This is a genomic window from Streptomyces marokkonensis (assembly GCF_008312835.1).
GTDB classification, from domain to species: Bacteria; Actinomycetota; Actinomycetes; order Streptomycetales; family Streptomycetaceae; genus Streptomyces; species Streptomyces marokkonensis_A.
In genome coordinates this window covers 71,703-97,189 of record NZ_VSKS01000014.1, presented here as the reverse complement: position 1 = coordinate 97,189, position 25,487 = coordinate 71,703, and the positions used below count along the sequence as shown (strand labels likewise).

The window sequence follows — 25,487 nt, the reverse complement described above, 5'->3', positions numbered from 1 at the left end:
CCTAGGGCATCCGCCCGATCCGCACCCCCCGTCCTCAGCCCCAGGATGACCGGGCATGACGAAGTCGACATGGACGGCGGCCCGTGTGGTGCGGGACCGCGACGCGCGCCTCTGCCTCACCGCGGTGGTGATCTCCGGGTTCGGCACCTCCGCGCTGTGGCTGGTCTCCGGCGTGTGGGTCAAGGACCTCACCGGCTCGGACGGTCTCGCGGCCCTGTGCATGCTGGCGATGTGGGCGCCGACCCTGGCCGGTCCGCTGCTGGGCACCCTCGCCGACCGGGTCCGGCGCAGACCGCTGCTGATCGGTACGAGCCTGCTGATGGCGATGCTGCTGCTCACTCTCTGCACCGTGGACTCACCGCGCGGCCTGTGGCTGCTGTACGCGGTGCTGTTCGTGTACGGCGCGGCCGGCGTGGTGAACGACGCGGCCGAGTCGGCGCTGATCGCCACCGCCGTGGACCGCTCCCTGCTCGGCGACTTCAACGGACTGCGGACGACCGCGGGCGAGGGCGTGAAGCTGCTGGCCCCGCCGGCGGGGGCGGGTCTCTACGCGGCCTGCGGCGGGGCGGGCGTCGCCGTCCTGGATGCGGTCACCTTCCTGCTGGCCACGGTGGTGTACGCGCTCCTGCGCGTCCGGGAGGAACGGCCGGCGCCGCCGGCGGGCGGCCGCCGGGAGCGGACGGCCGAGGGGGCCCGCCACCTGTGGGCCCATCCCGTGCTGCGCCCGCTGGTGGCGGCGGGCGGCGCGACGATGCTGTGCGCGGGTCTCAGCGGGGCACTGCTCTACGCCGTGGTGGAGGACCTCGGCCACTCCCCCGCCTACGCCGGTGCGCTGTACGCCGTCCAGGGCGCGGGGTCGGTGGCGGTCGGTCTGCTCTCCGGCCCGGCCCTGCGCCGCTTCGGCGCCCGGCGCTTCGCGGCGTACGGCATCGCCGTCCTGTCCGTGGCGGTGGCCCTGCGCGCGGTGCCGCACGACCCACTGGCGTGGGGGTGCAGCGCGGCGATCGGCGCGGGCCTGCCCGCCGTGCTGATCGCCACGCTGACCGCCGTGCAGCACGAGACCCCGCCACCTCTGCTGGGCAGGGTCACCGCCACGGCCAACACGCTGGTGTTCACCCCGAACGTCGTCGGCCTGGCGGCGGGCGCGGCCCTCGTCGAACTCCTGGACCACCGGCTGCTGCTGGCCGTGCTCGGGGCCGCCCTCGCGGTGACGGCGGCGGCGCTGCTTCAGAGGCCGGCGAGCGCCGAGCGCACCGCTTCCAGGTCGCCGTCCGACGCCAACCCGGCGTGATACAGCCGCAGTTCCGTCGCGCCCAGGCGGCGGGCCCCGGCCGCGTCGGCCGCGAGTGCGGCGGGGTTGCCGCCCATGCCGGCGACCACGGTGAGGTTGGCGGCGAGCACGGTGTCCGCGCGGGCCTCCCGTGCGAACGGGGTCAGCAGGCCGGCGCCTCCGGTGCAGGGCACGACCACGCCGTCGGCGACGGACAGGATGTGCACGGGGTCGACGCCGGCGTTCGCCCCGCAGTGGTAGGACACCGGGTCCGCGTGCAGCAGCACCTGGAACCCCCGGGGCGCGGCCCGCCGTACGGCCTCGACCGCCACCTCCTGGAGTGTGCGGGCCGCCTCGTCGCGCCAGGCGCGCGTGGCGTTCGCCGCCGTCTCGCCGAGGAGCTTCTCGACGCCCGCCCAGGCCCCGTCGGAGGGCGCCCCCCGCCACACCGGTTCCAGCGCCGCCCGCACGGCGGCGGCGAGCGCGTCGGCGTCCAGGCCGCGGGTGCCGTAGCCGTCGCGGCAGGCCGGGCAGAAGCACAGGGACATCAGGTACTGACCGGCGTCCCCGAGGCCGACCCCGGCGGTCTTGTCGTGGGCGTGCAGATGGGCCAGCCCGTACCAGCCGAGGGACTCCAGCTCGGTGCCGCGCGCGCCGGGACGCACCGCCGCCTCGGCGGCCAGGTCGGTCAGGTACGCGCGTGTGGCGGGCTGGGCGATGCACGGCGCCCAGGGGTAGCGGTCGCCGTAGGCGTTGACCACCGAGGTGCCGGGGTGTTCCGCGCCGAGGCGGGAGTTGTGCGCGAGGACCACCCAGGTGTGCACCTCGAGACCCGCGCCCGTGAGCGCCGCCGCGGCCTCGCCGAAGGCGTCGCCGGGCGCCCAGTCGCCGGCCGCGTACGGACGCGGGGTGCGGCCGGACCAGTGCTCCCCCGGCGGGTAGAGCACGGCCGCGTACTCGGCCGTGACGACGCGGTGGCGCGGGTGACGGGGGGTCAGCGCGCGGGTGGAATGGTAGGCGGAGGCGAGCGTCACCTGTGCCGTGCCGAGCGCGGCGATCCGCGCGGGTGCCTCCGGGTCCCCGTTGACGTCCCAGGGGTAGACGAACGCCGACGCCTTCACATGCCCTCCTCGAGCAGCGCGTGTCCCCGCTCGATCAGCTGAGCGAGCTGCTTGACATGATCCCCGGCGGGTTCGTGCAGCGGGGGGCGCACCTCCCCCACGTCGAGGCCGCGCATCCGCACGCCGGCCTTGACCAGGGAGACGGCGTAGCCGTGGCCCTTGGCGCGCAGTTCGGCGAACGGCCGGTAGAAGCCGTCGATCAGGCGGTTCGCGGTGGCCTCGTCGCCGGTGCGGAAGGCGGTGTGGCAGGCGAGGGCGATCTCGGGCGCGAAGCAGAACACCGCGGAGGAGTACAGGGTGATGCCGAGGCCCCGGTAGGCGGGCTGGGTGAGTTCGGCGGTGGGCAGCCCGTTGAAGTAGAGGAAGTCCCCGGGCTCCTCCGCGCGCACGGCGCTGACGGTCCGCTGCATCAGGTCGAGGTCGCCGAGGCCGTCCTTCAGGCCGATGATCCCGTCGGTGCGGGCCAGTCCGACGACGGTCCCGGGCGTGAGGACGGCGTTGTCGCGCTGGTAGACGATCACGGGCAGCGAGGTCGCCCCGGCCACCTCGCGGTAGTGCCGCAGCAGGCCCTCCTGACCCGCCCGGACCAGGTACGGGGGCATGGCGAGCAGCCCGTCGGCCCCGGCGCTCGCGGCGAGCCGCGCGTAGCGGACCGCCAGCGCGGTGCCGTAGCCGACGCCGGCGACGACCGGGACGCGGCCCTCCGCGGCCTCCACGGCGGCCCGGACGCAGGCGTCGAACTCCTCGGGCGTCAGCGCGTGGAACTCACCGGTGCCGCAGCAGGCGAACACCGCGGCGGCCCCGGCCTCCACCCCCCGCCGGACGTGGAGCCGGCAGGTGTCCGGATCGACGGCGCCGTCGGGCCCGTACGCGGTGACCGGGAAGAACAGCGGCCCGCTGGGGGCATCGAGTCGGGCGGCGAGAGGGGCTGACGTCACAAGCTCTCCCTGGTCCATATTCTTGATTGGCGTCCACATCTCTGAACATGCACTACGCTAAGCCGCCCCACGGAGGCCGGTCAAGCACCTCATCCCGTGCACACCGGCGGAGTCGCACGCGCCCCGAGAACATGGGGGATACTTGACGCGCCGCGCCCCACCTCCTTAGCGTGTCCACGAATATGAATGCCGTGCGCTCATATGTACGTGCGCCACGGCCGGCGCCGCAAGGAGACCCGAGGATGCCCGCTCCCCGCACCGTTCTGCTCACCGGCGCCGCCGGCGGCCTCGGCACCCTGATGCGGGGACTGCTCCCGGACCACGGCTACGCGCTGCGCCTGCTCGACCTGCGCCCCGTCGACGGCGAGCCGGAGGCGATCGTCGCGGACCTCGCCGACAGGGACGCCGTGCGGGAGGCGGTCCGCGGCGTCGACGCGATCGTCCACCTCGCGGGCATCTCCCTGGAAGCGTCCTTCGACAAGATCCTCAAGGCCAACATCGAGGGCACGTACAACCTGTACGAGGCGGCACGCGAGGAGGGCGTCGGACGCATCGTCTTCGCCTCCTCCAACCACGCCGTCGGCTACACCCCGCGCCCCCGGGGCGACGACCCCCTCATCCCGGTCGACACCCCGCGCCGCCCGGACACCTTCTACGGCCTGTCCAAGTGCTTCGGCGAGGACCTCGCGCAGCTCTACTGGGACAAGCACGGCCTGGAGACCGTCTCCGTGCGCATCGGCTCCTGCTTCCCCGAGCCGACCAGCGTGCGCATGCTCTCGGTGTGGATGAGTCCCGCCGACGGCGCCCGCCTCTTCCACGCCGCCCTGACCGCCGAGAACGTCGGCCACACCGTCGTCCACGGCTCCTCCGCCAACACCCGCCTGTGGTGGGACCTCACCTCGGCGCGTGCGCTCGGCTACGACCCGCAGGACAACTCCGAGCCGTACGCCGGGAAGCTGATCGCCGAGCAGGGCGAGCTGGACCCGGACGACCCGGCGCACGCCTGCCTGGGCGGCCACTTCGTCACCGACCCGCCCGTCTGGCCGTACTGACGAGGCAACACCCGCGCCAGGGCGGCGCGAAACAGTCGCATGCGGCGGCGGGCGGGCACCGAACGGGCCCGCCCGCCGCCGCATTCGGGCATCCGCACTGCCCGTTCTCACGTCCCGCCCCACGGTCGCGCAGGTCGAAGACGGGCAACCGGCAGGCCAAACGGGCACAAGCGGGCAGCATCGGATTCGCAACAGACCTGTTCAGCAGGCGAGCACCGCTGTAGAACTTCCCCCATGGACACCACCGGGCCCGAACGGGCAGCCCTGCCCGCCCCCCGGTGGCGATCAGGCAAGGAAGACCGTACGGAAGCGGGTGTCGGCGATGACGACGGCGAGAGCGGCGAGGACCGCCGAGGAGCGCCAGCGCGAGATCGTTCGTGTCGCGCGGGCCTCCGGCTCGGTCGAGGTCACCACGCTCGCCGCCGATCTGGGCGTGGCCAGGGAGACCGTCCGGCGTGACCTGCGCGTCCTGGAGGACCACGGACTGCTCCGCCGCACCCATGGCGGCGCCTGCCCGGTGGAGAGCGCCGGCTTCGAGACGACACTCGCCTTCCGCGCCACCAGCCATGTCCCCGAGAAACGCAGGATCGCGGCCACCGCGGCCGAGCTGCTCGGGGACGCCGAGACGGTTTTCGTCGACGAGGGCTTCACCCCGCAGCTCATCGCCGAGGCCCTTCCCCGGGACCGGCCGCTGACCGTGGTCACCGCCTCCCTGCCGACCGCCGGCGCGCTCGCCGAGGCCGAGAACGTCTCGGTCCTGCTGCTCGGCGGCCGGGTCCGGGCCGGCACGCTGGCGACCGTCGACCACTGGACCACGAAGATGCTGGCCGGATTCGTCATAGACCTGGCGTACATCGGCGCCAACGGCATCTCCCGCGAACACGGCCTGACCACGCCCGATCCCGCGGTCAGCGAGGTCAAGGCACAGGCCGTCCGGTCGGCGCGGCGCACCGTCTTCGCGGGGGTCCACACCAAGTTCGGGGCGGTCAGCTTCTGCCGTTTCGCCGAGATCGGCACGCTGGAAGCGATCGTCACCAGCACCCTGCTCCCCACCGCCGAAGCCCACCGCTATTCCCTGCTGGGGCCCCAGGTCATCCGCGCCTGACGGCCGAGCCGCCCTCCGGCGCGGCATCACGTCCCCGCACCACCAGGCCTGCCGCCCCCGTGCGGGCCGCCGTAACCCACAGCTCCCCTTTTGTCCCCATACGCACAGGAGTACCGCATGCGAACCGAGAGCCGACGCATACCCCGTACCCTCTTCGCCGTCGCCGCGGCAGGGGCACTGATCACTCCGCTCGCCGCCTGCTCGGGTGCCGGCGGGTCCGGGTCGTCCGACGGCCGCTCCATCAACGTCCTGATGGTCAACAACCCGCAGATGGTCGAGCTGCAGAAGCTCACCGAGGCCAACTTCACCAAGGACACCGGCATCAAGGTGAACTTCACGGTGCTGCCGGAGAACGATGTCAGGGACAAGATCAGCCAGGACTTCGCCAACCAGGCCGGCCAGTACGACATCGCGACACTCAGCAACTACGAGATCCCGATCTACGCCAAGAACGGCTGGCTCCACTCCCTGGACTCCTACGTCGAGGGCGACCCGGCCTTCGACCAGGACGACATCCTGCCGCCGATGACCAAGGCGCTCACCGCGGAGGACGGCAAGCTCTACGGCGAGCCGTTCTACGGCGAGTCCTCCTTCCTGATGTACCGCAAGGACGTCTTCGAGAAGGAAGGGCTGAGCATGCCGGAGAAGCCCACCTGGACGCAGGTCGCCGGCCTCGCCGCGAAGGTGGACGGCTCGAGCCCCGGGATGAAGGGCATCTGCCTGCGCGGCCTGCCCGGCTGGGGCGAGGTGACGGCCCCGCTCACCACGGTCGTCAACACCTTCGGCGGCACCTGGTTCGACGAGGACTGGACGGCCGGGCTGGACTCCAAGGAGTTCAAGGAGGCCACGCGTTTCTACGTCGACCTGGTCCGTGAGCACGGTGAGGCCGGCGCGGCACAGTCGGGCTACGCCGAGTGCCTGAACAACATGACCCAGGGCAAGACGGCCATGTGGTACGACGCCACGGCCGGCGCGGGCTCCCTGGAGGCGGACGGTTCGCCGGTCAAGGGCAAGATCGGATACGTCCCCGCCCCGGTCGAGAAGACGGAGAGCTCGGGCTGGCTCTACACCTGGGCGTGGGGCATCCAGAAAGCGTCCGACAACGCCGAGGACGCCTGGAAATTCATCTCGTGGGCGTCCGGCAAGGAGTACGAGAAGCTCGTCGGCGAGAAGATCGGCTGGGCGAACGTGCCGGCCGGCAAGCGCGCGTCGACCTACGACATCCCGGAGTACCGCGAGCAGGCCGCCGCCTTCGCCGACGTCACCCGGGACGCCATCGCGAACGCCAAGCCCGAGAACCCGGGCGTGCAGCCCCGGCCCGCGCCCGGCATCCAGTTCGTCGGCATCCCCGAGTTCACCGACCTGGGCACCAAGTTCTCCCAGGAGATCAGCGCCGCCATCGCCGGGCGCCAGTCGGTCGACAGCGCCCTGACGAAGGCCCAGAAGCTCGCCGAGGCCGTCGCCGAGAAGTACGAGGCATCATGACCCTGACCAGCCCGGCCCGCGCCGCCGCCGCTCCTGTGCGGCCGGCGGCCCCCCGGCCGAACCGCATGCGCGCCTGGGCCACCCGCGCGCCCCTCCTGCCCGCGCTGATCTTCATGATCGTCGTGACGCAGCTGCCGTTCGTGGCCACACTGGTGATCTCGTTCCTCGACTGGAACGCGCTCTACCCGGACGACCGCCGCTTCGCCGGCTTCGCCAACTACGGCGAGGTGCTGAGCGACCCGGCCCTGCGGAAGTCGATCTGGACGACCATCCTGCTGACCGTCACCGTGGTGCTGGTCAGCCTGCTCCTCGGGCTGCTGCTCGCACTGCTCCTCAACCGCCGCTTCCGCGGCCGGGCGGCGGTGCGCACCATGCTCATCGCACCGTTCCTGCTGGTCCCGGTCGCCGCCGCGCTGCTGTGGAAACACGTGCTGTTCAACCCGGAATACGGGCTGTTCAACGGCATCCTGCACGCGATCGGCGGGGACGGCGCGGCACAGCCGGACTGGATCTCCGAGATGCCGCTGGTGGCGGTGGAGGCCTCGCTGATCTGGCAGTGGACCCCGTTCATGATGCTGATCCTGCTCGCCGGACTGCAGAGCCGCGACCCCCAGCTGATCGAGGCGGCCCGGATGGACGGCGCGAGCGACTGGCAGGTGTTCGTCCACATCACGCTGCCGCATCTGCGCCGCTACCTCGAACTGGGCGTGCTGCTCGGCTCGATCTACATCGTGCAGAACTTCGACGCGGTGTTCACCATCACCTCCGGCGGCCTGGGCACCGCCAACCTGCCCTACACGATCTACCAGACCTTCTACCAGGCGCACGAGAACGGTCTCGCCTCCGCGGCCGGGGTCATCGTCGTGATCGGCTCGCTCATCCTGGCGACCTTCGCGCTGCGCGTGGTGTCGTCGCTCTTCCGCGAGGAGGTGTCCCGCTGATGGCCACCGTCGCCACCACCACCGCGACCGTCCAGGCCCGGCGGGCCCGGCCCGGCGGCAGGCTCCGGGCGGGCGCCCTGGGAATCGTCGCCTGGCTGGCCGGCCTCGTCTTCGTGCTGCCCCTGCTGTGGATGGTCCTCACGTCCTTCCACTCGGAGGCGGACGCGGCCACCAACCCACCCTCGGTGACCGCCCCGCTGACGCTGGACGGCTACCGCGAGTTCTTCGGCCTGACCGGCGGAGCCAGCCCCTGGCCCGCGCTGATCAACTCCATGACCGCCTCGGTGGTCTCCACGCTGCTGACGCTGCTCCTGGCCGTCCCCGCCGCGTACGCGCTGTCCATCCGGCCGGTGAAGAAGTGGACCGACGTCCTGTTCTTCTTCCTGTCCACCAAGATGCTGCCGCTGGTGGCCGGTCTGCTGCCCATCTATCTCTTCGCGAAGAACACGGGCCTGCTCGACAACATCTGGGCGCTGGTCATCCTCTACACGGCGATGAACCTGCCGATCGCGGTGTGGATGATGCAGTCCTTCCTCTCCGAGGTACCGGTCGCGATCATCGAGGCGGCCCAGATCGACGGCGCGAAACTGCCGACCGTGCTGACCCGCGTGGTCGCGCCGATCGCCCTGCCCGGCATCGCGGCGACAGCGCTGATCTGCTTCATCTTCAGCTGGAACGAACTGCTCTTCGCCCGGGTCCTGACGGGCGTGGTCGCCGAGACCGCCCCCGTCTTCCTGACCGGCTTCATCACCAGCCAGGGCCTGTTCCTGGCCAAGGTGTGCGCCGCGTCGCTCGTCATCTCCCTGCCGGTGCTCGCCGCGGGGTTCGCCGCCCAGGACAAACTCGTCCAGGGCCTGTCGTTGGGAGCCGTGAAATGAAGGCCGCCGTCATCGAGTCCGTGGGCAAGGCCGTCGTCGCCGAGGTCCCGGACCCGACGCCAGGGCCGCGCGACGTCGTCGTCGAGGTCGCGGCCTGCGGACTGTGCGGCACGGACCTGCACATCCTCCAGGGCGAGTTCGCCCCCAGGCTCCCGATCGTGCCGGGACACGAGTTCGCCGGCGAGGTGGTCGGCGTCGGCTCGCGCGTCACGGAGGTGTCGGTCGGCGACCAGGTCGCGGTGGACCCCTCCCTCTACTGCCACGAGTGCCGCTACTGCCGTACCGGCCACAACAACCTCTGCGAACGCTGGGCCGCGATCGGCGTCACCGCGGCGGGTGGCGCGGCCCAGTACGCGGTGGCGCCCGTGGCGAACTGCGTCAAGCTGCCCGAGCACGTCCGCACGCAGGACGCCGCGCTGATCGAGCCCCTCTCCTGCGCGGTCCGCGGCTACGACGTGCTCCAGTCCCGTCTCGGTGCCCACGTCCTGATCTACGGCTCCGGGACCATGGGGCTGATGATGCTGGAGCTGGCCAAGCGGACCGGGGCGGCGAGCGTGGACATGGTGGACCTGAACGCCGCGCGGCTGGAGACGGCGCGGCAGCTGGGGGTCTCCGCGGCGGCGGCGACGCCGGACGAGCTGGACCGGCCGCAGGGGTGGGACCTCGTCATCGACGCGACGGGGAACGCGGCGGCGATCCAGGACGGGCTGGACCGTGTCTCCAAAGCCGGTACGTTCCTGCAGTTCGGCGTCGCCGACTACGCGACGCGCGTGCAGATCGATCCGTACCGGATCTACAACCAGGAGATCACGATCACGGGTTCCATGGCTGTCCTGCACAGCTACGAACGCGCGGCGGAGCTTTTCGCCGGTGGCGTCCTGGACCCGGACGTCTTCATCAGCGACCGCCTCCCCCTGGACCAGTACCCCCAGGCCCTGGACCAGTTCGCGGCGGGCGTGGGCCGGAAGATCGTGGTGGTCCCCTAGGACTCCTCACGCCCCCGCCGCCCCTTCCCTTCCCGAAATCAGCCCCTCCGGCTTCTGAGGAGCGGGGGTCCGCGGGCAGCGCCCCCGGGGTGGGACGGGAAGGGGCGGCGGGGCGAACCACCCTCCCGGTCCCGCCGCCCCCGATCGGACCAGGTAAGGGAACGGTAAAGCGCCCCCGCTCGTTCACCCGGCATGACAGCTATGACCCCCGGCTCGAACATCCCTCTCCCCACCGCCCGAGTGACGGTGGACGTCGCCGCCCCCGTGCGGCTAGACGTATCGGGCCTGCTGCTCACCGCCGACGGCAAGGTGCGCTCCGACGACGACTTCATCTTCTACAACCAGCCCGCCGGCCCGGGCGTGACCTACCGCTCCGGCGGCGGCACCACCCCCGACGCCATCACGGTCGACACCACGGCCGTACCCCCCGGCATCGAGAAGATCGTCGTCACCGCGAGCCCCGACGCCGCCGGCCAGACGTTCCAGGGCATCGAGCCGACGGCCACCATCCGCAACGCGGACGACAACGCCGTCCTGGCCACCTTCACACCCCCGCGCCTCGGCGATGAGACGGCACTGGTGATCGTGGAGATCTACCTCCGCAACGGCGCCTGGAAGGCCCGTGCCGTCGGCCAGGGCTACGCCAACGGTCTGGCCGGCATCGCCACGGACTTCGGCGTCACGGTCGAGGAACCGGCCGCCCCCGCCCAGCCCGTGGCCCCGCCCGCGCCGCCGGCCGCCCCGCCCGCCCCGCCGATGTCCGCCCCGCAGGCACCCCCCGCCCCCGCCGCGCCCCCGGCACCGGCCCCGCCCGCCGCCGCCCCCGGCACCGGGAAGATCAACCTCGACAAGGGCCGGGTCAGCCTGCAGAAGAACCAGACCGTCTCCCTGATGAAGGGCGGCCGCCCGCTGCTCTCCCAGGTCAAGATGGGCCTCGGCTGGGAGCCGGCCTACCGCGGCAAGGACATCGACCTGGACGCCTCGGTCATCGCCTACGGCCCGCAGCGCAACCACATCGACAGCTGCTACTTCGGCAAGCTCCAGATCGTGAACGGCGCGATCCGCCACTCCGGCGACAACCTCACCGGCGAGGGCGGCGGTGACGACGAGGTGATCACCGTCGACCTCGGCCGTCTTCCCATGGAGGTCAGCGGCCTGGTCTTCACGGTCAACTCCTTCTCCGGCCAGAAGTTCACGGAGGTCGCCAAGGCCTACTGCCGCCTGCTGGACGCCACCACGGGCGAGGAACTGGTCCGCTTCGACCTCACCGGCGCCGAGCCGCAGACGGGCGTGATGATGGCGAAGCTGATCCGCCAGTTCTCCGGCGAGTGGGAGATGACCGCGATGGGCGACTTCGTGAAGTCCCGCACGGTCCGCGGCATGGTGAAACCGGCCGCCCAGGCACTGTAGTCACCCGTGCGCAGCGCCGGGCGCCCCCGACGGAGGGGGTGCCCGGCGTTCGTCACGCGGCCCACGGCCAGTCGGCGTCCCGTCCGGCCTCGAGCAGCGGAACCATCCGGAAGGCGGCGTCCGAAAGGCCTCCGAAGGTGTGCCGGTTCGCCGTGCCCGACGGGCCGTGGCCCGCCCGGTGTCCGGCGAGGTTCCAGGTGTAGACAGGCACCTCGGACGGCACCTGCTCGGTCGGGTCGCCGTGGTGGCTGTGCGCGTACTGCTCGTCGGTGACGATCAGCACCCGGTCGTGCCCCTTGTAGTGCCGCCGCACGGCCCCGGTCGTGTCGGTCCCGCCGAGGTCGCCGAAGCGGTCGAGGATCTTCAGCATGGACTCGCCCCGGCGGAACCGCACCGGCTTGCTCGTCGAGCCGAACTCGACGAGGTCCGCCTTCGCCGCCCGCAGCGCGAGCGCCGTGCCGAAGACCGCCGCCGCGTCCGCGCGGGTGAGTTCGGACCGGTCCGACATCCGCGAGTGGAACATCGAGCCCGAGCGGTCCACGAGGACCAGCGTCCGGCCCGGCAGCGCGGGCACGTGGCCCAGCGAGTGGCCGAGCGCCTGCTCCAGCGGGTACGACCAGCGCAGTGACGGCGCGTGCCGGTACGCGGCGAGGTAGCGGAAGGGGAACTGCCGCGACCGCGCGACCTCCACCGGGTCGGCGATGCGGGCGGCGACCCGGGCGGCGACCTCGTCACCGACCCCGGCCTCGTCGAAGTTCCGCAGGTTCCGCACCAGGGCCATCGTGCCCATGGACCCGATCACGGCCTCCCAGGCCGCCTTGTCCATCGGCCCCTGCAGCCATCCGGCCAGCGCCTCCCAGGTGATGCCCGCGGCCGCGAGCCGGTCGGCGCCGTCGGGCGCCGTGACGACCGCGCGCCGCTCCTCGACGGGCAGCGCCATCAGCTCGCGATGGGCGGTGAGGACGCGGACCGAGGCGGGCGGCTCCGCGGTGTCCGGGTGGTGCCGGCGGTCGAGGGCGTACCGGAACAGCTCGCCCTGCCACGGCTTGTCCGGGTCGGGGGCCGCGTGCACCAGGTTCAGGATGTCGCCGAAGCGGTAGCCCCTGGAGGCGGTGTCGTACTTCAGCAGGGCCTTGCCCCCGTACAGCCGGCGTACGGCGTCGGCGACTCCGCGCTTGACGGGCTTGGGGATGTTCCGGCCGTGGGTGGCGGTCCAGTAGGCGAGCAGTTCGCCGGGCTCGTCGGGGCGCCGCAGCACGGAGTCCACGACCTGCCGGTTCGACGGACCGCCGGTCGCGCCGGCGTCCAGGCGGGCCTTGACGTACTCGGCGGCGCCCACGATCGACGCGGTCCGCAGGTTGCCCTCGCCGCGCAGCCAGCCGAGCAGCCCGGCCGTCCAGGACGGGTCGGTCACGGCGAGCTCACGCACGAGCTTCGCGAACCGGTCGTCGCGAACGTCGCCGCGCTCGTAGAAGGTCCGCTGCGTCACGAAGTCGGACACCGCGAGGAGGAAGAGTTCCGAGCGTGCGTCCCGCTCGCGGCCACGGCCGCCCTCGTACGTGCGCAGCACACGGCCGGTCGACGTCACTCGCGACGTCGGCTGCGCCTTGGCGGCCCGGGTGTTGAATCGCGCCATGCCGAATTCCCCCGAATTCATGTCCGTTCCGGAGGGAGGCGCGGCAAAGGAGGGTGCCCGAGAACCGAGTCGGCGGCGGAACACATCAGGCGCGTCTTCCCTTTCCGCCACATCGACCGGGGGCCGACGACGGGATTCGAACCCGCAAGGAACCTGATCCCGGAAGTATCCGCTGCCTGCGCACCGGGCACCCACCAGTTGCCGCACCTCCCGAGATCAAGTCGGCGGCGGCCTGGATTCGTTTACAGCGAAGGAGCCGTCACCTGCGCACCGGGAGGTGCGTGAAGTTGTGGCGTCCAGAGATCGAGGCCGGCGGAACCGACGATGGCGCTCCAACCCCTGAGCTACACCGGCGCGTTGTGCCGGTGACGGGACTCGAACCCGTGACCGCCCCATGATGAGTGGAAGTAGGTCCTGCCTTCGCACCTGGACGTGCATCACTCTAAGAGGGCGGCCGTCGGTCGGGCGAGCGAATTTGGCTACCGCCGCTTCTGCCGCTTCCAGGGCCCCGTGACGGCGACCATGATGCCCGGTTCCTGGATGTTGGCGTACAGGGTCCGGCCGTCCGGTGAGAAGGTGACGCCGGTGAATTCGCTGAACTCCGGCTCGTCCTCGGTGCCGATGTTCAGTTCGTTGCGGGCGATGGGATACGTGCGTCCGCTGTCGGTGGCCCCGAACAGGTGCTGCGCGCCGTCTCCGTCCTCGGCGATGATCAGACCGCCGTACGGCGAGACGGTGATGTTGTCGGGTCCGTCGAAGGTGCCGTCCGCGCCCGGGTCCCGGTCGGCGCCGAGCAGCACCTTCAGGGTCAGGGTGCGGCGCCTGGGGTCGTAGAACCAGACCTGGCCGTCGTGCTGTACGGGGCTCTCCGCACGGGCGTAGGAGGAGACGATGTACGCCCCGCCGTCACCCCACCACATGCCCTCCAGTTTGCGGCCGCGGGTGACCTCGCCCGGTCCGAACTGCTCGCGGACCGCCACCTCGCGGGCGTCGCGGTCGGGCACGTCCACCCAGTCGACGCCGTACACGGTGCCGGTGCGCGTGGCGCGGGAGAGGTCGTCGACGTACCGGCCGCCGGAGTCGTAGCACTTGGGCGCCTGGAGGACACCCGCGTCGTCGGCGAGCGTGCGGAACACGCGGGGGCCGTGGCGGAAGTCCCGCGGCGGGGTCCAGCGGTAGAAGAGGCCGTTGGGCTCGTCGGCGTCCTCGGTGAGGTAGGCGTGGCCGCGCCGCGGGTCGATGACCACGGCCTCGTGGTCGTAGCGGCCGAAGAACTTCAGGGGCTTGGGGTCGCGGTTGGCGCGCCGGTCGGCGGGGTCGACCTCGAAGACGTAGCCGTGGTCCTTGGTCATGCCGTTCTCGCCGGCCCGGTCGGAGTTCTCCTCGCAGGTGAGCCAGGTGTTCCAGGGGGTGCTGCCGCCCGCGCAGTTGTTTGCGGTCCCGGAGATGCCGACCCATTCGGCGACGCCGCCGTCGGGGCGCACCTCGACGATGGTGCAGCCACCGGGTGCGGCCGGGTCGTAGACGAGGCCCTCGGTGAGCGGCACCGGGAACTCGGCCTCGTCGCGCGGGCCGTCCATCTCGTGGTTGTTCACCAGCAGGGTGCTGCCGCGCGGGCCGGGGAAGGCGGCCGTTCCGTCGTGCTCGGCGGGCGTGAACTCACCGGACTCCAGGCGGGTCCTCCCGGTGTGGGTGAGGACGCGGTAGGTGAACCCCGCGGGCAGGGCGAGGAGTCCCCGCGGGTCCGGGACGAGCGGCCCGTACCCCACCCCGCCGTGCCGGCCGGACGCCTCTTCGGCGATGTCGGCGGAGGCGAGGGCGTGGGGGGCCGAGGCGAGGGCGCCGGCCGTGCCCGCCAGCGCGACCCCGGCACCGGTGATGACGGACGTTCTGGCGAAGTCCCTGCGGGTGAGCGACATGCGGTCTCCAGGTGACGGTGGACGGACCGTGGACTGTGCGCCGTCACGCTTCCGCCCCCACCTGAACGCGGGTTGAACAGCGGGGGGCACGGCGCTCCTCGCTCCCGTGAAGCTCAGCCCCCGTGCTGCGACCGTGCCTTGAAGGCGGCCTTCCGTGCTTCCTTGGCGACCCTCTTGTCCGGGTGCAGGCGCCCCATGGCCTCCAGTACGTCCGCCGTGGCCGGGTGGTCCACCCGCCAGGCGGTGTCGAAGAAGCCGCCGTGCTGCCGTGCCAGCCCTTCCACGAGGGAGCGCAGCTCCTCGGAGTTGCCCTCCGCGGCGAGCTGGGCGGCGACCGTGTCGATGGTCAGCCAGAAGATCATGGCCTCGGACGGCGGCGGCACATCGGCGGCGCCGTGCTCGGCCAGCCACACCCGTGCGAGCCCGCCGAGTTCGGGATCGTCCAGCACCTCCCGCAGGGCGGGTTCGGCGGACGTGCCGACCAGCGACAGCGCCTGCTGGCACCGCAGCCGCCGCAGCGGCGCGCCCTCGTCGGTCCCGCGTGCCGCGGCCAGCAACTCCCTGGCGGAGGCCAGGGGTTCGCGCCGGGCGAGCCACTGCTCGGTCTCCGCGTGGGCCGCGACCGGCGGGAAGCCGGCCGTGCCGTCGAGCAGCGCGTCGGCGCCCTTGTCCGCGAGGTCCCCGACCGCCGGCGCCTGGAACCCGGCCTCCAGCAGCCGGGCGCGCAGCCCGTAGAGCCCGAGCGGGGTGAGCCGCACCATGCCGTAGCGGGAGACGTCGGTGTCGTCCCCCGGTGCCGCGGGCTCCTCGTCGGCGTCGGCCATGAGCGCCTCGTCGACCGGCTGGTACTCCACGAGTCCCACGGGCTCCAGCATGCGGAACTGGTCGTCGAGCCGCATCATCGCGTCGGACACCTGCTCGAGGACGTCATTGGTGGGCTCCGCCATGTCGCCGGGCACGATGACCGACGCGGCCAGCGCGGGCAGCGGCACGGGTGCCCCGCCGGACCCTTCCCCCCCGACCGTCAGCAGGTAGAGGTTGCCGAGCACTCCGTCCAGGAACTCGGCCTCGGCCTCGGGGTCCCAGTCCAGCGCGTCGAGGCCGAGCTCACCCTCCCCCTCGGCGATGGCGTCGACCAGCCCGCCCAGGTCGGGGACACTCGCGTCGCCGAGCAGCGTTTCCAGGGCGCCGAGCCAGACCTCCAGCACGTCGTGCGGCGATCCCCCGGTGAGCAGCGCGAGGTCCGCGCCCGCCGCGACGGTCCCCTCCTCCTCGTCGGCCACCTCGACGAGCCCGGTGTCCACGGCGACGCGCCAGGCCTCACTGGCGTGGGCCGCCGCGTCGTCCCCGGTCAGCCCGAGCTCGTCGGCCGCCGCCGGCAGTTGCTCCTCGACGAGCCCGCCACCGGCGTCCACCCGGGTTTCGGGCCCGGCCCAGCGGGCGAGCCGGGCGGCCCGGGACAGCACCGGGGTGGACAGGGCGTCGCGCGCCAGCTCCGCTTCGGGACGCAGCCGCACCGGCGGCAGGATGGAGCTGTCTGACATCGGCTTGTTTCTCCTAGGGCCTCTTACGACTCAGCCGCTCAGCCTAGACGGATTTCCACCCATGCCGCCCGCTTCATCTCCTCTTCGGCGACCGTACATGGCCGAAACCTTGACAAGTGGCTTGACCAGGCTGGAGATTGACGCGCGTAGACAGGGAGTGACCCACGCTCCACCCTCGTCCCGGCGTAGATCACATTCCCGGAGGGAATCCGTTGCCCAGCAAGTCGTCCGCGCGTCTCGCCGCGCTCACCGTCGCCGCCGTGTGCACCGCGGCGTCCACCGTCGTCCTCACCTCGCCCGCGCACGCGGACTCCGTGCGCATCCATGACATCCAGGGCGACACCCGCATATCGCCGTACGCGGGCGAGCAGGTCACCGATGTGACCGGAATCGTCACCGGCGTCCGCACCTACGGCTCGTCCCGCGGCTTCTGGATCCAGGACCCCGCCCCGGACGCGGACCCGGCCACCAGTGAGGGCGTCTTCGTCTTCACGGGCTCCACGCCGAAGGGCGTCGCGGTCGGCGACGCCGTCACCGTGTCCGGCACGGTGACCGAGTACGTCCCCGGCGGCACGTCCTCGGGCAACCAGTCCCTGACGGAGATCACCCGCCCCACCTTCACGGTCGTCTCCAGCGGCAACGAGGTCCCGGCCGCGACGCCGATCACCGCGAGGTCCGTCCCGGCGGCCTACACCCCCACGCCGAACGGCTCGGTCAACGACCTCCCCCTCCGCCCGTCCGCCTACGCCCTGGACCACTACGAGTCCCTCGAGGGCATGAACGTCCAGGTCTCCGACACCCGGGTGGTGGGCGCCACCGACCCGTACACGGAGCTGTGGGTCACGGTGAAGCCCTGGGAGCACCGCAACCTCCGCGGCGGCACGGTCTACGGCTCGTACGGCTCCCAGAACACCGGCCGTCTCCAGATCCAGTCGCTGGGCAGGGCGGCCGACTTCCCCGACGCGAACGTCGGCGACACCCTCACCGGGGACACCACGGGCCCTCTGGACTACAACCAGTACGGCGGCTACACCCTGGTGGCCGGGGACCTCGGCACCCTGGAGTCCTCGGGCCTGCGCCGCGAGGTCACGCGCGCCCAGCGCACCGGCGAACTGGCGATCGCGACCTACAACGTCGAGAACCTCGACCCCTCCGACGACACCTTCGCCGCCCACGCCGCCGCGATCGTGGACAACCTCAAGTCCCCCGACATCGTGTCCCTCGAGGAGATCCAGGACAACAACGGCGCGACCGACGACGGCACGGTCGCCGCCGACCGGACCCTGGCCGCGCTGATCGGGGCCATCGAGGCGGCGGGCGGCCCGCGCTACGACTGGCGCGCCATCGACCCGGCCGACAAGCAGGACGGCGGCCAGCCGGGCGGCAACATCCGCCAGGCGTTCCTCTTCAACCCGGCCCGGGTCTCCTTCACCGACCGCCCCGGCGGCGACGCCACCACCCCCACCGGCGTCACCGAGGTCCGCGGCAGGGCCGCCCTGACGAGCTCCCCCGGCCGGATCGACCCGGCGTCCGAGGCGTTCGAGGACAGCCGCAAGCCCCTGGCCGGCGAGTTCACCTTCCGCGGCCGCACGGTCATCGTCATCGCCAACCACTTCGCCTCCAAGGGCGGCGACCAGAGCCTGACCTCCCAGTACCAGCCCCCGTCCCGCGGCTCGGAGACCCAGCGCCACCTCCAGGCCCGGGCGGTCCACGACTTCACCGCGAAGATCCTCAAGGCACAGAAGAACGCCAAGGTCGTGGTCCTCGGCGACATCAACGACTTCGAGTTCTCGGAGACGACCGACATCCTCGAGGGCAGGGGCACCCTCTGGTCGGCGGTCAAGTCCCTGCCGAAGTCGGAGCGTTACTCCTACGTCTACCAGGGCAACAGCCAGGTCCTGGACCAGATCCTGATCACGCCGTCCATCCGCCGCTTCAGCTACGACAGCGTGCACATCAACGCGGAGTTCCACGACCAGATCAGCGACCACGACCCGCAGATCCTGCGTTTCCGCCCGTAGGGGGACCCGGTCGCCCGACGGCGATGAGGGGCCGGAGCGGGGACACCCGCGCCGGCCCCGCCCGACCCACCGACCGCTCAGCAGCGATGGCGCTGCACCATTACCGCGCCCACCACCACGGCGACCGCCGCACCCGCGATCATGACCGGCTTGCGGTGCCGCATGCCCACCTCACCGGCGTGCGCGGCGGTGCTGCGCATCTGCACGGTCATCGCCCCGGCCCGGTCGCGGAGATCGTCGGCCCGCGCCTTCGCCCGCCCCTTCACATCCATCTTCGCGGCCAGCTCCTCCACGGTGTCGCCGAGTTCGTGCCGCGTCCGCTCGATCTGCCGTCGCAGCTCATCGGGCCCCTTGGCCCCGCGCCCCGAAGCGGCGGCCTCCGCCTCGGCATCCACATGGGCCCCCGCCCGGCTCACATCGTGCGTCATCGGTGCGCCCTTCCCTTGATCTCCTCCACATCGGCCTTCACGCTGCCCAGCGTCCGCTCGGGCCTGGGCGGTGTGGCCCGGCGCAACTGCCCGCGGCCGGCGAGAGCCAGCACACCGGCGATGAGGAACAGCACGCCCGTGACGATCAGCGCCGCGGCCCACAGAGGCAGCACCAGGTCCAGCGCGGCGACACCCGTACCGGCCAGCGCAAGCAGCCCCGCGTAGCCGAAAGCGCCCGCCGCCCCCAGCATCCCGCCGCCACGCCCGGCACGACGGCCCTTCTCCGTCAGCTCCTCCTTGGCGAGTGCCACTTCCTGCCGCGCGAGCCGCGAGATCTGTTCGGTGGCCTGCCCGACGAGCTCGCCCACGCTGTGCTCGTCACGAACCGGCCGTCGCTCCATGGTTTCGGTCACGATGCGCCTCCTTCCAGGTCGGGCAACCCGAGTACCCCCGCCCACCTCGCCCTATCCATAAAGCAACGCTTACCGATACCGATCACCACATGTAAGTAGAACTTCACATCACGGCGGCCGACACTACTCCCATGACCCCTTTCGGCCGCACCCTGTGCGCGATGATCACCCCGTTCACCCCCGCCGGCTCGCTCGACCTCGACGGCGCCCAGCGGCTGGCCGACCACCTGGTCACCCAGGGCTGCGACGGCCTGGTCCTCTCCGGCACCACGGGCGAGTCCCCCACCACCACGGACGCCGAGAAGTCGGCCCTCGTCACGGCGGTACGCCAAGCCGTCGGCACCCGCGCGACGATCGTCGCGGGCGTCGGCACCCCCGACACGGCCCACACCGCCGAACTGGCCCGCACGGCCGAGAAGGCGGGCGCCGACGGCCTCCTGGTGACCGCCCCGTACTACAGCCTCCCCCCGCAGGACGCGATCGAGGCGCACTTCCTCGAGGTCGCGAACACGACGGGCCTCCCCCTGGTCCTGTACGACATCCCCTCCCGCACGGGCACCCGCATCGCACCGGACACCCTGCTCCGCCTCGCGGAGCATCCCGCGATCGTGGCGGTGAAGGACTGCTCGTACGACTTCCTGTCGGCGCAGAAGCTGATCTCCCGCACGGACCTCGCCTACTACGCGGGCTCCGACGAGCTCAACCTCGCCCTCTACGCGGTCGGCGGCGCCGGCTGCGTCAGCACGGTCGCCAACGTGGTCCCGGACCGCGTCCGCGCCGTCCTGGACGCCTTCGACGCGGGCGGGACGGCCCGCGCCGCACACCTCCAGCAGCAACTGACCGCCCTCATCGAGGCGATGAGGGCGGGCGGCCTCCCCGGCGCGGTCACCGCCAAGGCCCTCCTCCCGGCGCTGGGTCTCCCCGCGGGCCCGGTCCGCCCGCCCCTGCGGCCCGCCGGCCCCTCGGCGACGGCCCGGCTCACCCGGGTCCTCGACGGCCTGACGGCCTGACACCCGCCCCCGCGACGAGAAGCGGGCCGGATCCCCCCACCGCGTGGTGATCCGGCCCGCCCGGGCAGTGAACGACCCGGTGCCTCAGTCCCAGACGTACCCGTCGCCGAACAGCAGGAAGTGCTCCAGCACGTCCTCCGCGGGGTCGTCGATCTGCCCGACGTCGGCGTTGAGCAGGGCCACCCGGTGACCGTTGCCCGAGCCCGTGGAGGTCTCGTCCGCGTGGGCGGTGCCCGCCAGCGTGCCGCACAGCATCAGCACGGCCACGAGACCCATCACTCCGACCGCGCAACGCAGCACGCCCCGCACCCACTTGTTCGTCATCGCCCGTCCCCATCTCCTGTGTGTCAGTCGTCCCGGCGGCTGATCGGACCCTGTGTCCACCCGTTCATCTGCCAAAACGACCCCGAAGTCACGGGGAGTAACCCAAACGGACGTGACGCACGGGTCAGTTGTGGCTGTGGAGAACCTCGTTGAGACCGCCCCAGACCGCGTTGTTCGGGCGCGCCTCGACCGTGCCGGTGACGGAGTTGCGGCGGAAGAGGATGTTCGAGGCGCCGGACAGCTCACGCGCCTTGACGACCTGGCCGTCGGGCATGGTGACGCGGGTGCCGGCGGTGACGTACAGGCCCGCCTCGACCACGCACTCGTCACCGAGGGCGATGCCGACGCCCGCCTCGGCGCCGATCAGGCACCGCTCGCCGACGGAGATGCGCACGTTGCCGCCGCCCGAGAGGGTGCCCATCGTGGAGGCGCCGCCGCCGATGTCGGAGCCGTCGCCGATCACGACACCGGCCGAGATGCGGCCCTCGACCATCGACGTGCCGAGCGTGCCGGCGTTGAAGTTGACGAAGCCCTCGTGCATGACCGTGGTGCCCTCGGCGAGGTGCGCGCCGAGCCGCACCCGGTCGGCGTCGGCGATCCGGACGCCCTTGGGAGCGACGTAGTCCGTCATGCGCGGGAACTTGTCGACGGACGTCACGGCGAGGTGCAGACCCTCGGCGCGGGCGCCCAGCCGGACCTTCTCCAGGTCGTCCACCGCGACGGGACCGAGCGAGGTCCAGGCCACGTTGGCGAGGTGGGCGAAGATGCCGTCCAGGTTCTGGCCGTGCGGCCGGACCAGGCGGTGGGAGAGCAGGTGGAGGCGCAGGTAGACGTCGTGCGCGTCGACCGGCTTCTCGTCCAGCGACGCGATGACCGTGCGGACCGCGACGACCTCCACACCCCGGCGGGCGTCCGGGCCGACCGCCGCGGTGGCGCCGCCGCCCAGCAGTTCGGCGGCCCGCTCGGCGGAGAGCCGCTCGGTGCCGGAAGGGCCCGGCTCGGCGGCGAGTACGGGGGCGGGGAACCAGGTGTCGAGAACGGTGCCGTCGGCGGCGACGGTGGCGAGGCCGGCGGCCACTGCGCCGGTGGTGCTCTGAGCAGTCGTGTCGGTCATAAGGGCAACCTAACCGTCCGGCGGCCACGGACGCGAACCAGTGTCCCCGCATCTCACGCGCCGGACGTCCCGTCCCGGCCCGGCGCCTCGTCACCTCCCGCGATCACCCGCCCCAGCACCTCCCTGGCGTACCCCTCGTCATAGGGCGTGCCGGTCAGCAGCACCTGGAGGCAGATGCCGTCCATCAGCGCGACCAGGGCCCGGGCCGTGACCGGGTCCGTGCGCCGGGACAGGTGCTCGGCGACGCCCTCGCACCACTCCGCCGCGACGGGACGCAGGGCGGGGCGGCGCAGGGCGGCCAGATACAGCTCGTACTCCAGCTCCACGCCCGTGCGCTCTCCGGCGAGCCATTCGCCCATCAGGCCCGCCAGTCCGTCCGCCAGGCCGGTGCGCGGATCCTCCAGGCCGCCGCGCGCCGCGACCACCTTGGCGAAGCCCTCGTTGGCCTGGCGCAGTGCGGCGACCATCAGCTCGTCGAGGGTCTTGAAGTGGTACGTGGTGGAACCGAGCGGAACATCGGCCTCCGCGGCGACGCTGCGGTGGCTGAGACCGGCGATGCCGCTGCGGCCCACCACCCGGATCGCCGCGTCGATGATCCGCTGCCGCCGCTCGGGGTCGTGGCGCCGGGCCATCAGTGCGCTCCGCCCAGGTTCAGCACCACGACGCCGATGATGATCAGCGCGATGCCCGCGGCCCTGGCGGCGGTGAGCCCCTCCCCCAGGAAGAGGATGCCGATCGCGGCGATGGCCGCGGTGCCCACGCCGGCCCAGATCGCGTACGCGGTGCCGATGGCGACCGTGCGGAGCGTCTGGGCGAGGAGGGCGAAGGAGACCACGTAGCCGGCCACGGTCAGCAACGAGGGCCAGAGCCTGCTGAAGCCGTCGCTGTACTTCATGGCGGTGGTGGCGCACACCTCGGCGGCGATGGCCCCGGCCAGCAGCAGGTATCCCATGTGTACGAGCGTACACAACGGCGCGGGTCCGGACACGGAGAACGGCGGCGCCCGAAGGCGCCGCCGTTGCCGTCGAAGCGTGTCTCAGACGTTGAAGCCCAACGCCCGGAGCTGCTCACGACCGTCGTCCGTGATCTTGTCGGGACCCCACGGCGGCATCCACACCCAGTTGATGCGCAGCTCGCTGACCAGACCGTCCGTGGCGGACTTGGCCTGGTCCTCGATGACGTCCGTCAGCGGGCAGGCCGCGGAGGTCAGGGTCATGTCGATGGTCGCCACGTTGGAGTCGTCGATGTGGACCCCGTAGATCAGGCCGAGGTTGACGACGTCGATACCCAGTTCGGGGTCGACGACGTCGAGCAGGGCCTCGCGGACCTCCTCCTCGGAGGCCGGCTTCATCTCCACGGTCTCGCTCATGCCGTTGTCCTTTCGGCGTCGGCGCCCAGCGCCTGGGCCGTCGCGTCCTTCCACGCCATCCAGCTGAGGAGGGCGCACTTCACCCGCGCCGGATACTTGGACACCCCGGCGAACGCGACCGCGTCCTCCAGGATCTCCTCCATCGCGTCGTCGGGCTCGATCCTCCCCTTGGACTGCATCAGCTCCAGGAAGGTCCCCTGGATCTTCTGCGCCTCGGCGAGGTCCTTGCCGACCAGCAGGTCGTTCAGCACGGAGGCGGAGGCCTGGCTGATGGAACAGCCCTGCCCCTCGTAGCTGACGTCGCTGATCCTCGTGCCGTCGTACTTCACGCGCAGCGTGATCTCGTCACCGCACGTCGGGTTGACGTGGTGCACCTCGGCGTCGCCGTCCCGAAGACCCCGGCCGTGCGGGTTCTTGTAGTGGTCCAGGATGACGTCCTGGTACATGGAGTCCAGCTTCACGCTCAGCCCCTCATCCGAAGAAGTTCCGTACGTGCTCCAGGCCGTCGACCAGTGCGTCGATCTCGGCCGGCGTGGAGTACAGATAGAACGACGCTCGCGTGGTCGCGGGAATTCCGTACCGCAGGCAGACGGGGCGGGCGCAGTGGTGACCCACCCGTACCGCGATGCCCTGTTCGTCGAGCACCTGGCCGACGTCGTGCGGGTGGATGTCACCGAGCGTGAACGAGATCGCGGCGCCGCGGTCCTCGGCCGTGGCCGGGCCGATGATGCGCAGGTCCGGGACCTCGGTCAGCCGCTTGACCGCGTACTCGGTGATGGCGTGCTCGTGGGCGAGGATCTTGTCCATGCCGATGGCCGACAGGTAGTCGATCGCCGCGCCGAGACCGACCGCCTGGGCGATCGGCGGGGTGCCCGCCTCGAACTTGTGCGGGGCCGGGGCGTACGTCGACGAGCTCATCGACACGGTCTCGATCATCTCGCCGCCGCCGAGGAACGGGGGCAGGTCCTCCAGCAGCTCCTGGCGGCCCCACAGGATGCCGATGCCGGTCGGGCCGCACATCTTGTGGCCGGTGAAGGCCACGAAGTCGGCCTGGAGGGCCTGGACGTCCAGCGGCATGTGCGGCGCGGCCTGGGAGGCGTCGACGCAGACCAGGGCGCCGACCTCCTGGGCGCGGCGCACTATCGCCTCGACCGGGTTGACCGTGCCCAGGATGTTGGACACCAGCACGAAGGAGACGATCTTCGTCTTCTCGGTGATGACCTCGTCGATGTTGGACAGGTCGAGCCGGCCGTCGTCGGTGAGGCCGAACCACTTCAGCTTCGCGCCGGTGCGCTGCGCGAGCAGCTGCCACGGGACGATGTTGGAGTGGTGCTCCATCTCCGTGATGACGATCTCGGTCTCGTGGTCCACCCGGTAGGGCTCGTCGGCCCAGCCGAGCATGTTGGCCACGAGGTTGAGCGACTCGGAGGCGTTCTTGGTGAAGATCACCTCGTTGCGGCTCGGCGCGTTGACGAACTCCGCGACCTTGTCGCGCGCGCCCTCGTACAGCGCCGTGGCCTCCTCGGCGAGCACATGCACACCGCGATGGACGTTGGCGTTGTAGCGCTCGTAGTACTCGCCGAGTGCGTCCAGCACCTGGCGCGGCTTCTGGCTGGTCGCCGCGTTGTCCAGGTACACGAGCTTGCGCCCGTCGTGGACCTGCCGGTCCAGGATGGGGAAGTCCTTGCGGATCGCCTCGGTGTCGAGGAGGCCCGGCAGCTGTGTCACGCGACATCCTCCTTTGAGTGGCCTCCGGCCACGGGGCCACCCTTCACGTATGCCTCGTAGCCCTCGTTCTCCAGCTTGTCCGCGAGCTCGGGGCCGCCGGACTCGACGATGCGGCCACCGGCGAACACGTGGACGTGGTCGGGCTTGATGTAGCGCAGGATGCGCGTGTAGTGCGTGATCAGCAGGGTGCCGACCTCGCCGGACTCGCGGACGCGGTTGACGCCCTCGGAGACGATGCGCAGGGCGTCGACGTCGAGGCCGGAGTCGGTCTCGTCGAGGATCGCGACCCTCGGCTTGAGCAGCTCGAGCTGGAGGATCTCGTGGCGCTTCTTCTCACCGCCGGAGAAGCCCTCGTTGACGTTGCGCTCGGCGAAGGCGGGGTCCATGTTGAGGCGCTCCATGGCCTCCTTGACCTCCTTCACCCAGGTGCGCAGCTTGGGGGCCTCGCCGCGGACGGCGGTGGCGGAGGTGCGCAGGAAGTTGGAGACGGAGACGCCGGGGACCTCGACCGGGTACTGCATGGCGAGGAAGAGGCCGGCCCGGGCGCGCTCGTCGACGGACATCTCCAGGACGTCCTCGCCGTCCAGGGTGACGGTGCCGCCGGAGACGGTGTACTTGGGGTGACCGGCGAGCGCGTAGGCGAGGGTCGACTTGCCCGAGCCGTTGGGGCCCATGATGGCGTGCGTCTCGCCCTGCTTCACGGTGAGGTCGACGCCCTTGAGGATCTCCTTCGTGGCGTTCTCGGCCTCGACGGTGACGTGCAGGTCTCGGATTTCAAGCGTTGCCATGGGTGCC

25 protein-coding genes are annotated in these 25,487 nt (G+C 71.7%); 10 read left to right on the top strand and 15 right to left on the bottom strand.

The window, feature by feature from the left end:
* Positions 1-55: 55 nt before the first annotated feature.
* Positions 56-1,291, top strand: coding sequence for an MFS transporter (locus F1615_RS23555; RefSeq protein WP_208818386.1), 1,236 nt, complete (start codon positions 56-58; stop codon positions 1,289-1,291).
* Here the strand turns inward: F1615_RS23555 and F1615_RS23550 are convergent.
* Positions 1,228-2,391, bottom strand: coding sequence for a hypothetical protein (locus F1615_RS23550; RefSeq protein ID WP_149551050.1), 1,164 nt, complete (start codon positions 2,389-2,391; stop codon positions 1,228-1,230). The genes F1615_RS23555 and F1615_RS23550 overlap by 64 nt on opposite strands.
* Positions 2,388-3,347, bottom strand: a complete 960-nt coding sequence (locus F1615_RS23545; RefSeq protein WP_149551049.1) for a 5-dehydro-4-deoxyglucarate dehydratase — start codon at positions 3,345-3,347, stop codon at positions 2,388-2,390. Before F1615_RS23545 ends, F1615_RS23550 begins: the two co-directional genes overlap by 4 nt.
* A gap of 224 nt (positions 3,348-3,571) precedes the next feature.
* Here F1615_RS23545 and F1615_RS23540 point away from each other — a divergent pair, with 224 nt between their 5' ends.
* The 7 genes from F1615_RS23540 (at position 3,572) to F1615_RS23510 (ending at position 11,186) form a co-directional block, all read left to right on the top strand.
* A complete protein-coding gene (locus F1615_RS23540; RefSeq protein WP_149551048.1) occupies positions 3,572-4,381 on the top strand; it encodes an NAD-dependent epimerase/dehydratase family protein in 810 nt (269 codons plus the stop codon).
* 322 nt (positions 4,382-4,703) lie between these two features.
* Entirely contained in the window at positions 4,704-5,486 is a 783-nt protein-coding gene (locus tag F1615_RS23535; protein WP_149551047.1) for a DeoR/GlpR family DNA-binding transcription regulator, read from the top strand.
* A 117-nt stretch (positions 5,487-5,603) separates the two neighbouring features.
* Entirely contained in the window at positions 5,604-6,971 is a 1,368-nt protein-coding gene (locus tag F1615_RS23530; protein ID WP_149551046.1) for an ABC transporter substrate-binding protein, read from the top strand.
* Entirely contained in the window at positions 6,968-7,912 is a 945-nt protein-coding gene (locus tag F1615_RS23525) for a carbohydrate ABC transporter permease (RefSeq protein WP_149551045.1), read from the top strand. Before F1615_RS23530 ends, F1615_RS23525 begins: the two co-directional genes overlap by 4 nt.
* Positions 7,912-8,790, top strand: a complete 879-nt coding sequence (locus F1615_RS23520) for a carbohydrate ABC transporter permease (protein ID WP_208818385.1) — start codon at positions 7,912-7,914, stop codon at positions 8,788-8,790. Before F1615_RS23525 ends, F1615_RS23520 begins: the two co-directional genes overlap by 1 nt.
* Positions 8,787-9,776 (top strand): zinc-dependent alcohol dehydrogenase family protein, encoded by a 990-nt coding sequence (locus F1615_RS23515; RefSeq protein WP_149551044.1) that lies wholly within the window; start codon positions 8,787-8,789, stop codon positions 9,774-9,776. The genes F1615_RS23520 and F1615_RS23515 overlap by 4 nt, the downstream gene beginning before the upstream one ends.
* A 201-nt stretch (positions 9,777-9,977) precedes the next feature.
* Positions 9,978-11,186 (top strand): TerD family protein, encoded by a 1,209-nt coding sequence (locus tag F1615_RS23510; protein WP_149551158.1) that lies wholly within the window; start codon positions 9,978-9,980, stop codon positions 11,184-11,186.
* Positions 11,187-11,238: 52 nt separating this feature from the next.
* Here F1615_RS23510 and F1615_RS23505 read toward each other — a convergent pair whose 3' ends face one another.
* The 3 genes from F1615_RS23505 to F1615_RS23495 all read right to left on the bottom strand — a co-directional run bounded on the left by F1615_RS23505 (position 11,239) and on the right by F1615_RS23495 (position 16,285).
* Entirely contained in the window at positions 11,239-12,822 is a 1,584-nt protein-coding gene (locus F1615_RS23505; RefSeq protein ID WP_149551043.1) for a TROVE domain-containing protein, read from the bottom strand.
* Between the two features lie 479 nt (positions 12,823-13,301).
* Positions 13,302-14,741: an alkaline phosphatase PhoX gene (locus F1615_RS23500; protein WP_149551042.1), complete on the bottom strand. Its 1,440-nt coding sequence runs from the start codon at positions 14,739-14,741 to the stop codon at positions 13,302-13,304.
* 113 nt (positions 14,742-14,854) lie between these two features.
* Entirely contained in the window at positions 14,855-16,285 is a 1,431-nt protein-coding gene (locus tag F1615_RS23495) for a hypothetical protein (RefSeq protein ID WP_149551041.1), read from the bottom strand.
* 212 nt (positions 16,286-16,497) lie between these two features.
* Between F1615_RS23495 and F1615_RS23490 the strand changes: the two genes are divergently transcribed.
* Positions 16,498-18,306 carry an endonuclease/exonuclease/phosphatase family protein gene (locus F1615_RS23490; RefSeq protein ID WP_149551040.1) on the top strand — a complete coding sequence of 603 codons (1,809 nt, stop codon included), beginning with the start codon at positions 16,498-16,500 and terminating at the stop codon, positions 18,304-18,306.
* 77 nt (positions 18,307-18,383) lie between these two features.
* Here F1615_RS23490 and F1615_RS23485 read toward each other — a convergent pair whose 3' ends face one another.
* Together F1615_RS23485 and F1615_RS23480 are read right to left on the bottom strand one after the other, a co-directional pair.
* Complete coding sequence (locus F1615_RS23485) at positions 18,384-18,734, bottom strand: DUF3618 domain-containing protein (protein WP_149551039.1); 351 nt, start codon at positions 18,732-18,734, stop codon at positions 18,384-18,386.
* Positions 18,731-19,147: a phage holin family protein gene (locus F1615_RS23480; RefSeq protein WP_149551038.1), complete on the bottom strand. Its 417-nt coding sequence runs from the start codon at positions 19,145-19,147 to the stop codon at positions 18,731-18,733. The genes F1615_RS23485 and F1615_RS23480 overlap by 4 nt, the downstream gene beginning before the upstream one ends.
* A gap of 131 nt (positions 19,148-19,278) precedes the next feature.
* On the opposite strand from F1615_RS23480, the gene dapA reads away from it, so the two are divergent.
* Positions 19,279-20,157: a 4-hydroxy-tetrahydrodipicolinate synthase gene (gene dapA / locus F1615_RS23475; RefSeq protein ID WP_149551037.1), complete on the top strand. Its 879-nt coding sequence runs from the start codon at positions 19,279-19,281 to the stop codon at positions 20,155-20,157.
* An 84-nt stretch (positions 20,158-20,241) separates the two neighbouring features.
* Here the strand turns inward: dapA and F1615_RS23470 are convergent, their stop codons facing one another.
* The 8 genes from F1615_RS23470 to sufC all read right to left on the bottom strand — a co-directional run bounded on the left by F1615_RS23470 (position 20,242) and on the right by sufC (position 25,480).
* Positions 20,242-20,481: a hypothetical protein gene (locus tag F1615_RS23470; protein ID WP_149551036.1), complete on the bottom strand. Its 240-nt coding sequence runs from the start codon at positions 20,479-20,481 to the stop codon at positions 20,242-20,244.
* Positions 20,482-20,605: 124 nt separating this feature from the next.
* The gene (gene dapD, locus F1615_RS23465; protein ID WP_149551035.1) at positions 20,606-21,595 is read right to left on the bottom strand and encodes a 2,3,4,5-tetrahydropyridine-2,6-dicarboxylate N-succinyltransferase; all 990 of its coding nucleotides are present in this window, start codon (positions 21,593-21,595) and stop codon (positions 20,606-20,608) included.
* A gap of 53 nt (positions 21,596-21,648) precedes the next feature.
* Entirely contained in the window at positions 21,649-22,227 is a 579-nt protein-coding gene (locus F1615_RS23460) for a TetR/AcrR family transcriptional regulator (protein WP_149551034.1), read from the bottom strand.
* Entirely contained in the window at positions 22,227-22,547 is a 321-nt protein-coding gene (locus F1615_RS23455) for a DMT family transporter (protein ID WP_149551033.1), read from the bottom strand. The genes F1615_RS23460 and F1615_RS23455 overlap by 1 nt, the downstream gene beginning before the upstream one ends.
* A gap of 84 nt (positions 22,548-22,631) precedes the next feature.
* Positions 22,632-22,964: a metal-sulfur cluster assembly factor gene (locus F1615_RS23450; protein ID WP_004932827.1), complete on the bottom strand. Its 333-nt coding sequence runs from the start codon at positions 22,962-22,964 to the stop codon at positions 22,632-22,634.
* Positions 22,961-23,425 carry a Fe-S cluster assembly sulfur transfer protein SufU gene (sufU, locus tag F1615_RS23445; protein ID WP_149551032.1) on the bottom strand — a complete coding sequence of 155 codons (465 nt, stop codon included), beginning with the start codon at positions 23,423-23,425 and terminating at the stop codon, positions 22,961-22,963. The genes F1615_RS23450 and sufU overlap by 4 nt, the downstream gene beginning before the upstream one ends.
* Positions 23,426-23,435: 10 nt before the next feature.
* Positions 23,436-24,692, bottom strand: coding sequence for a cysteine desulfurase (locus F1615_RS23440; protein WP_149551031.1), 1,257 nt, complete (start codon positions 24,690-24,692; stop codon positions 23,436-23,438).
* A complete protein-coding gene (gene sufC / locus F1615_RS23435) occupies positions 24,689-25,480 on the bottom strand; it encodes a Fe-S cluster assembly ATPase SufC (RefSeq protein WP_149551030.1) in 792 nt (263 codons plus the stop codon). Before sufC ends, F1615_RS23440 begins: the two co-directional genes overlap by 4 nt.
* Between the last annotated feature and the right edge of the window lie 7 nt (positions 25,481-25,487).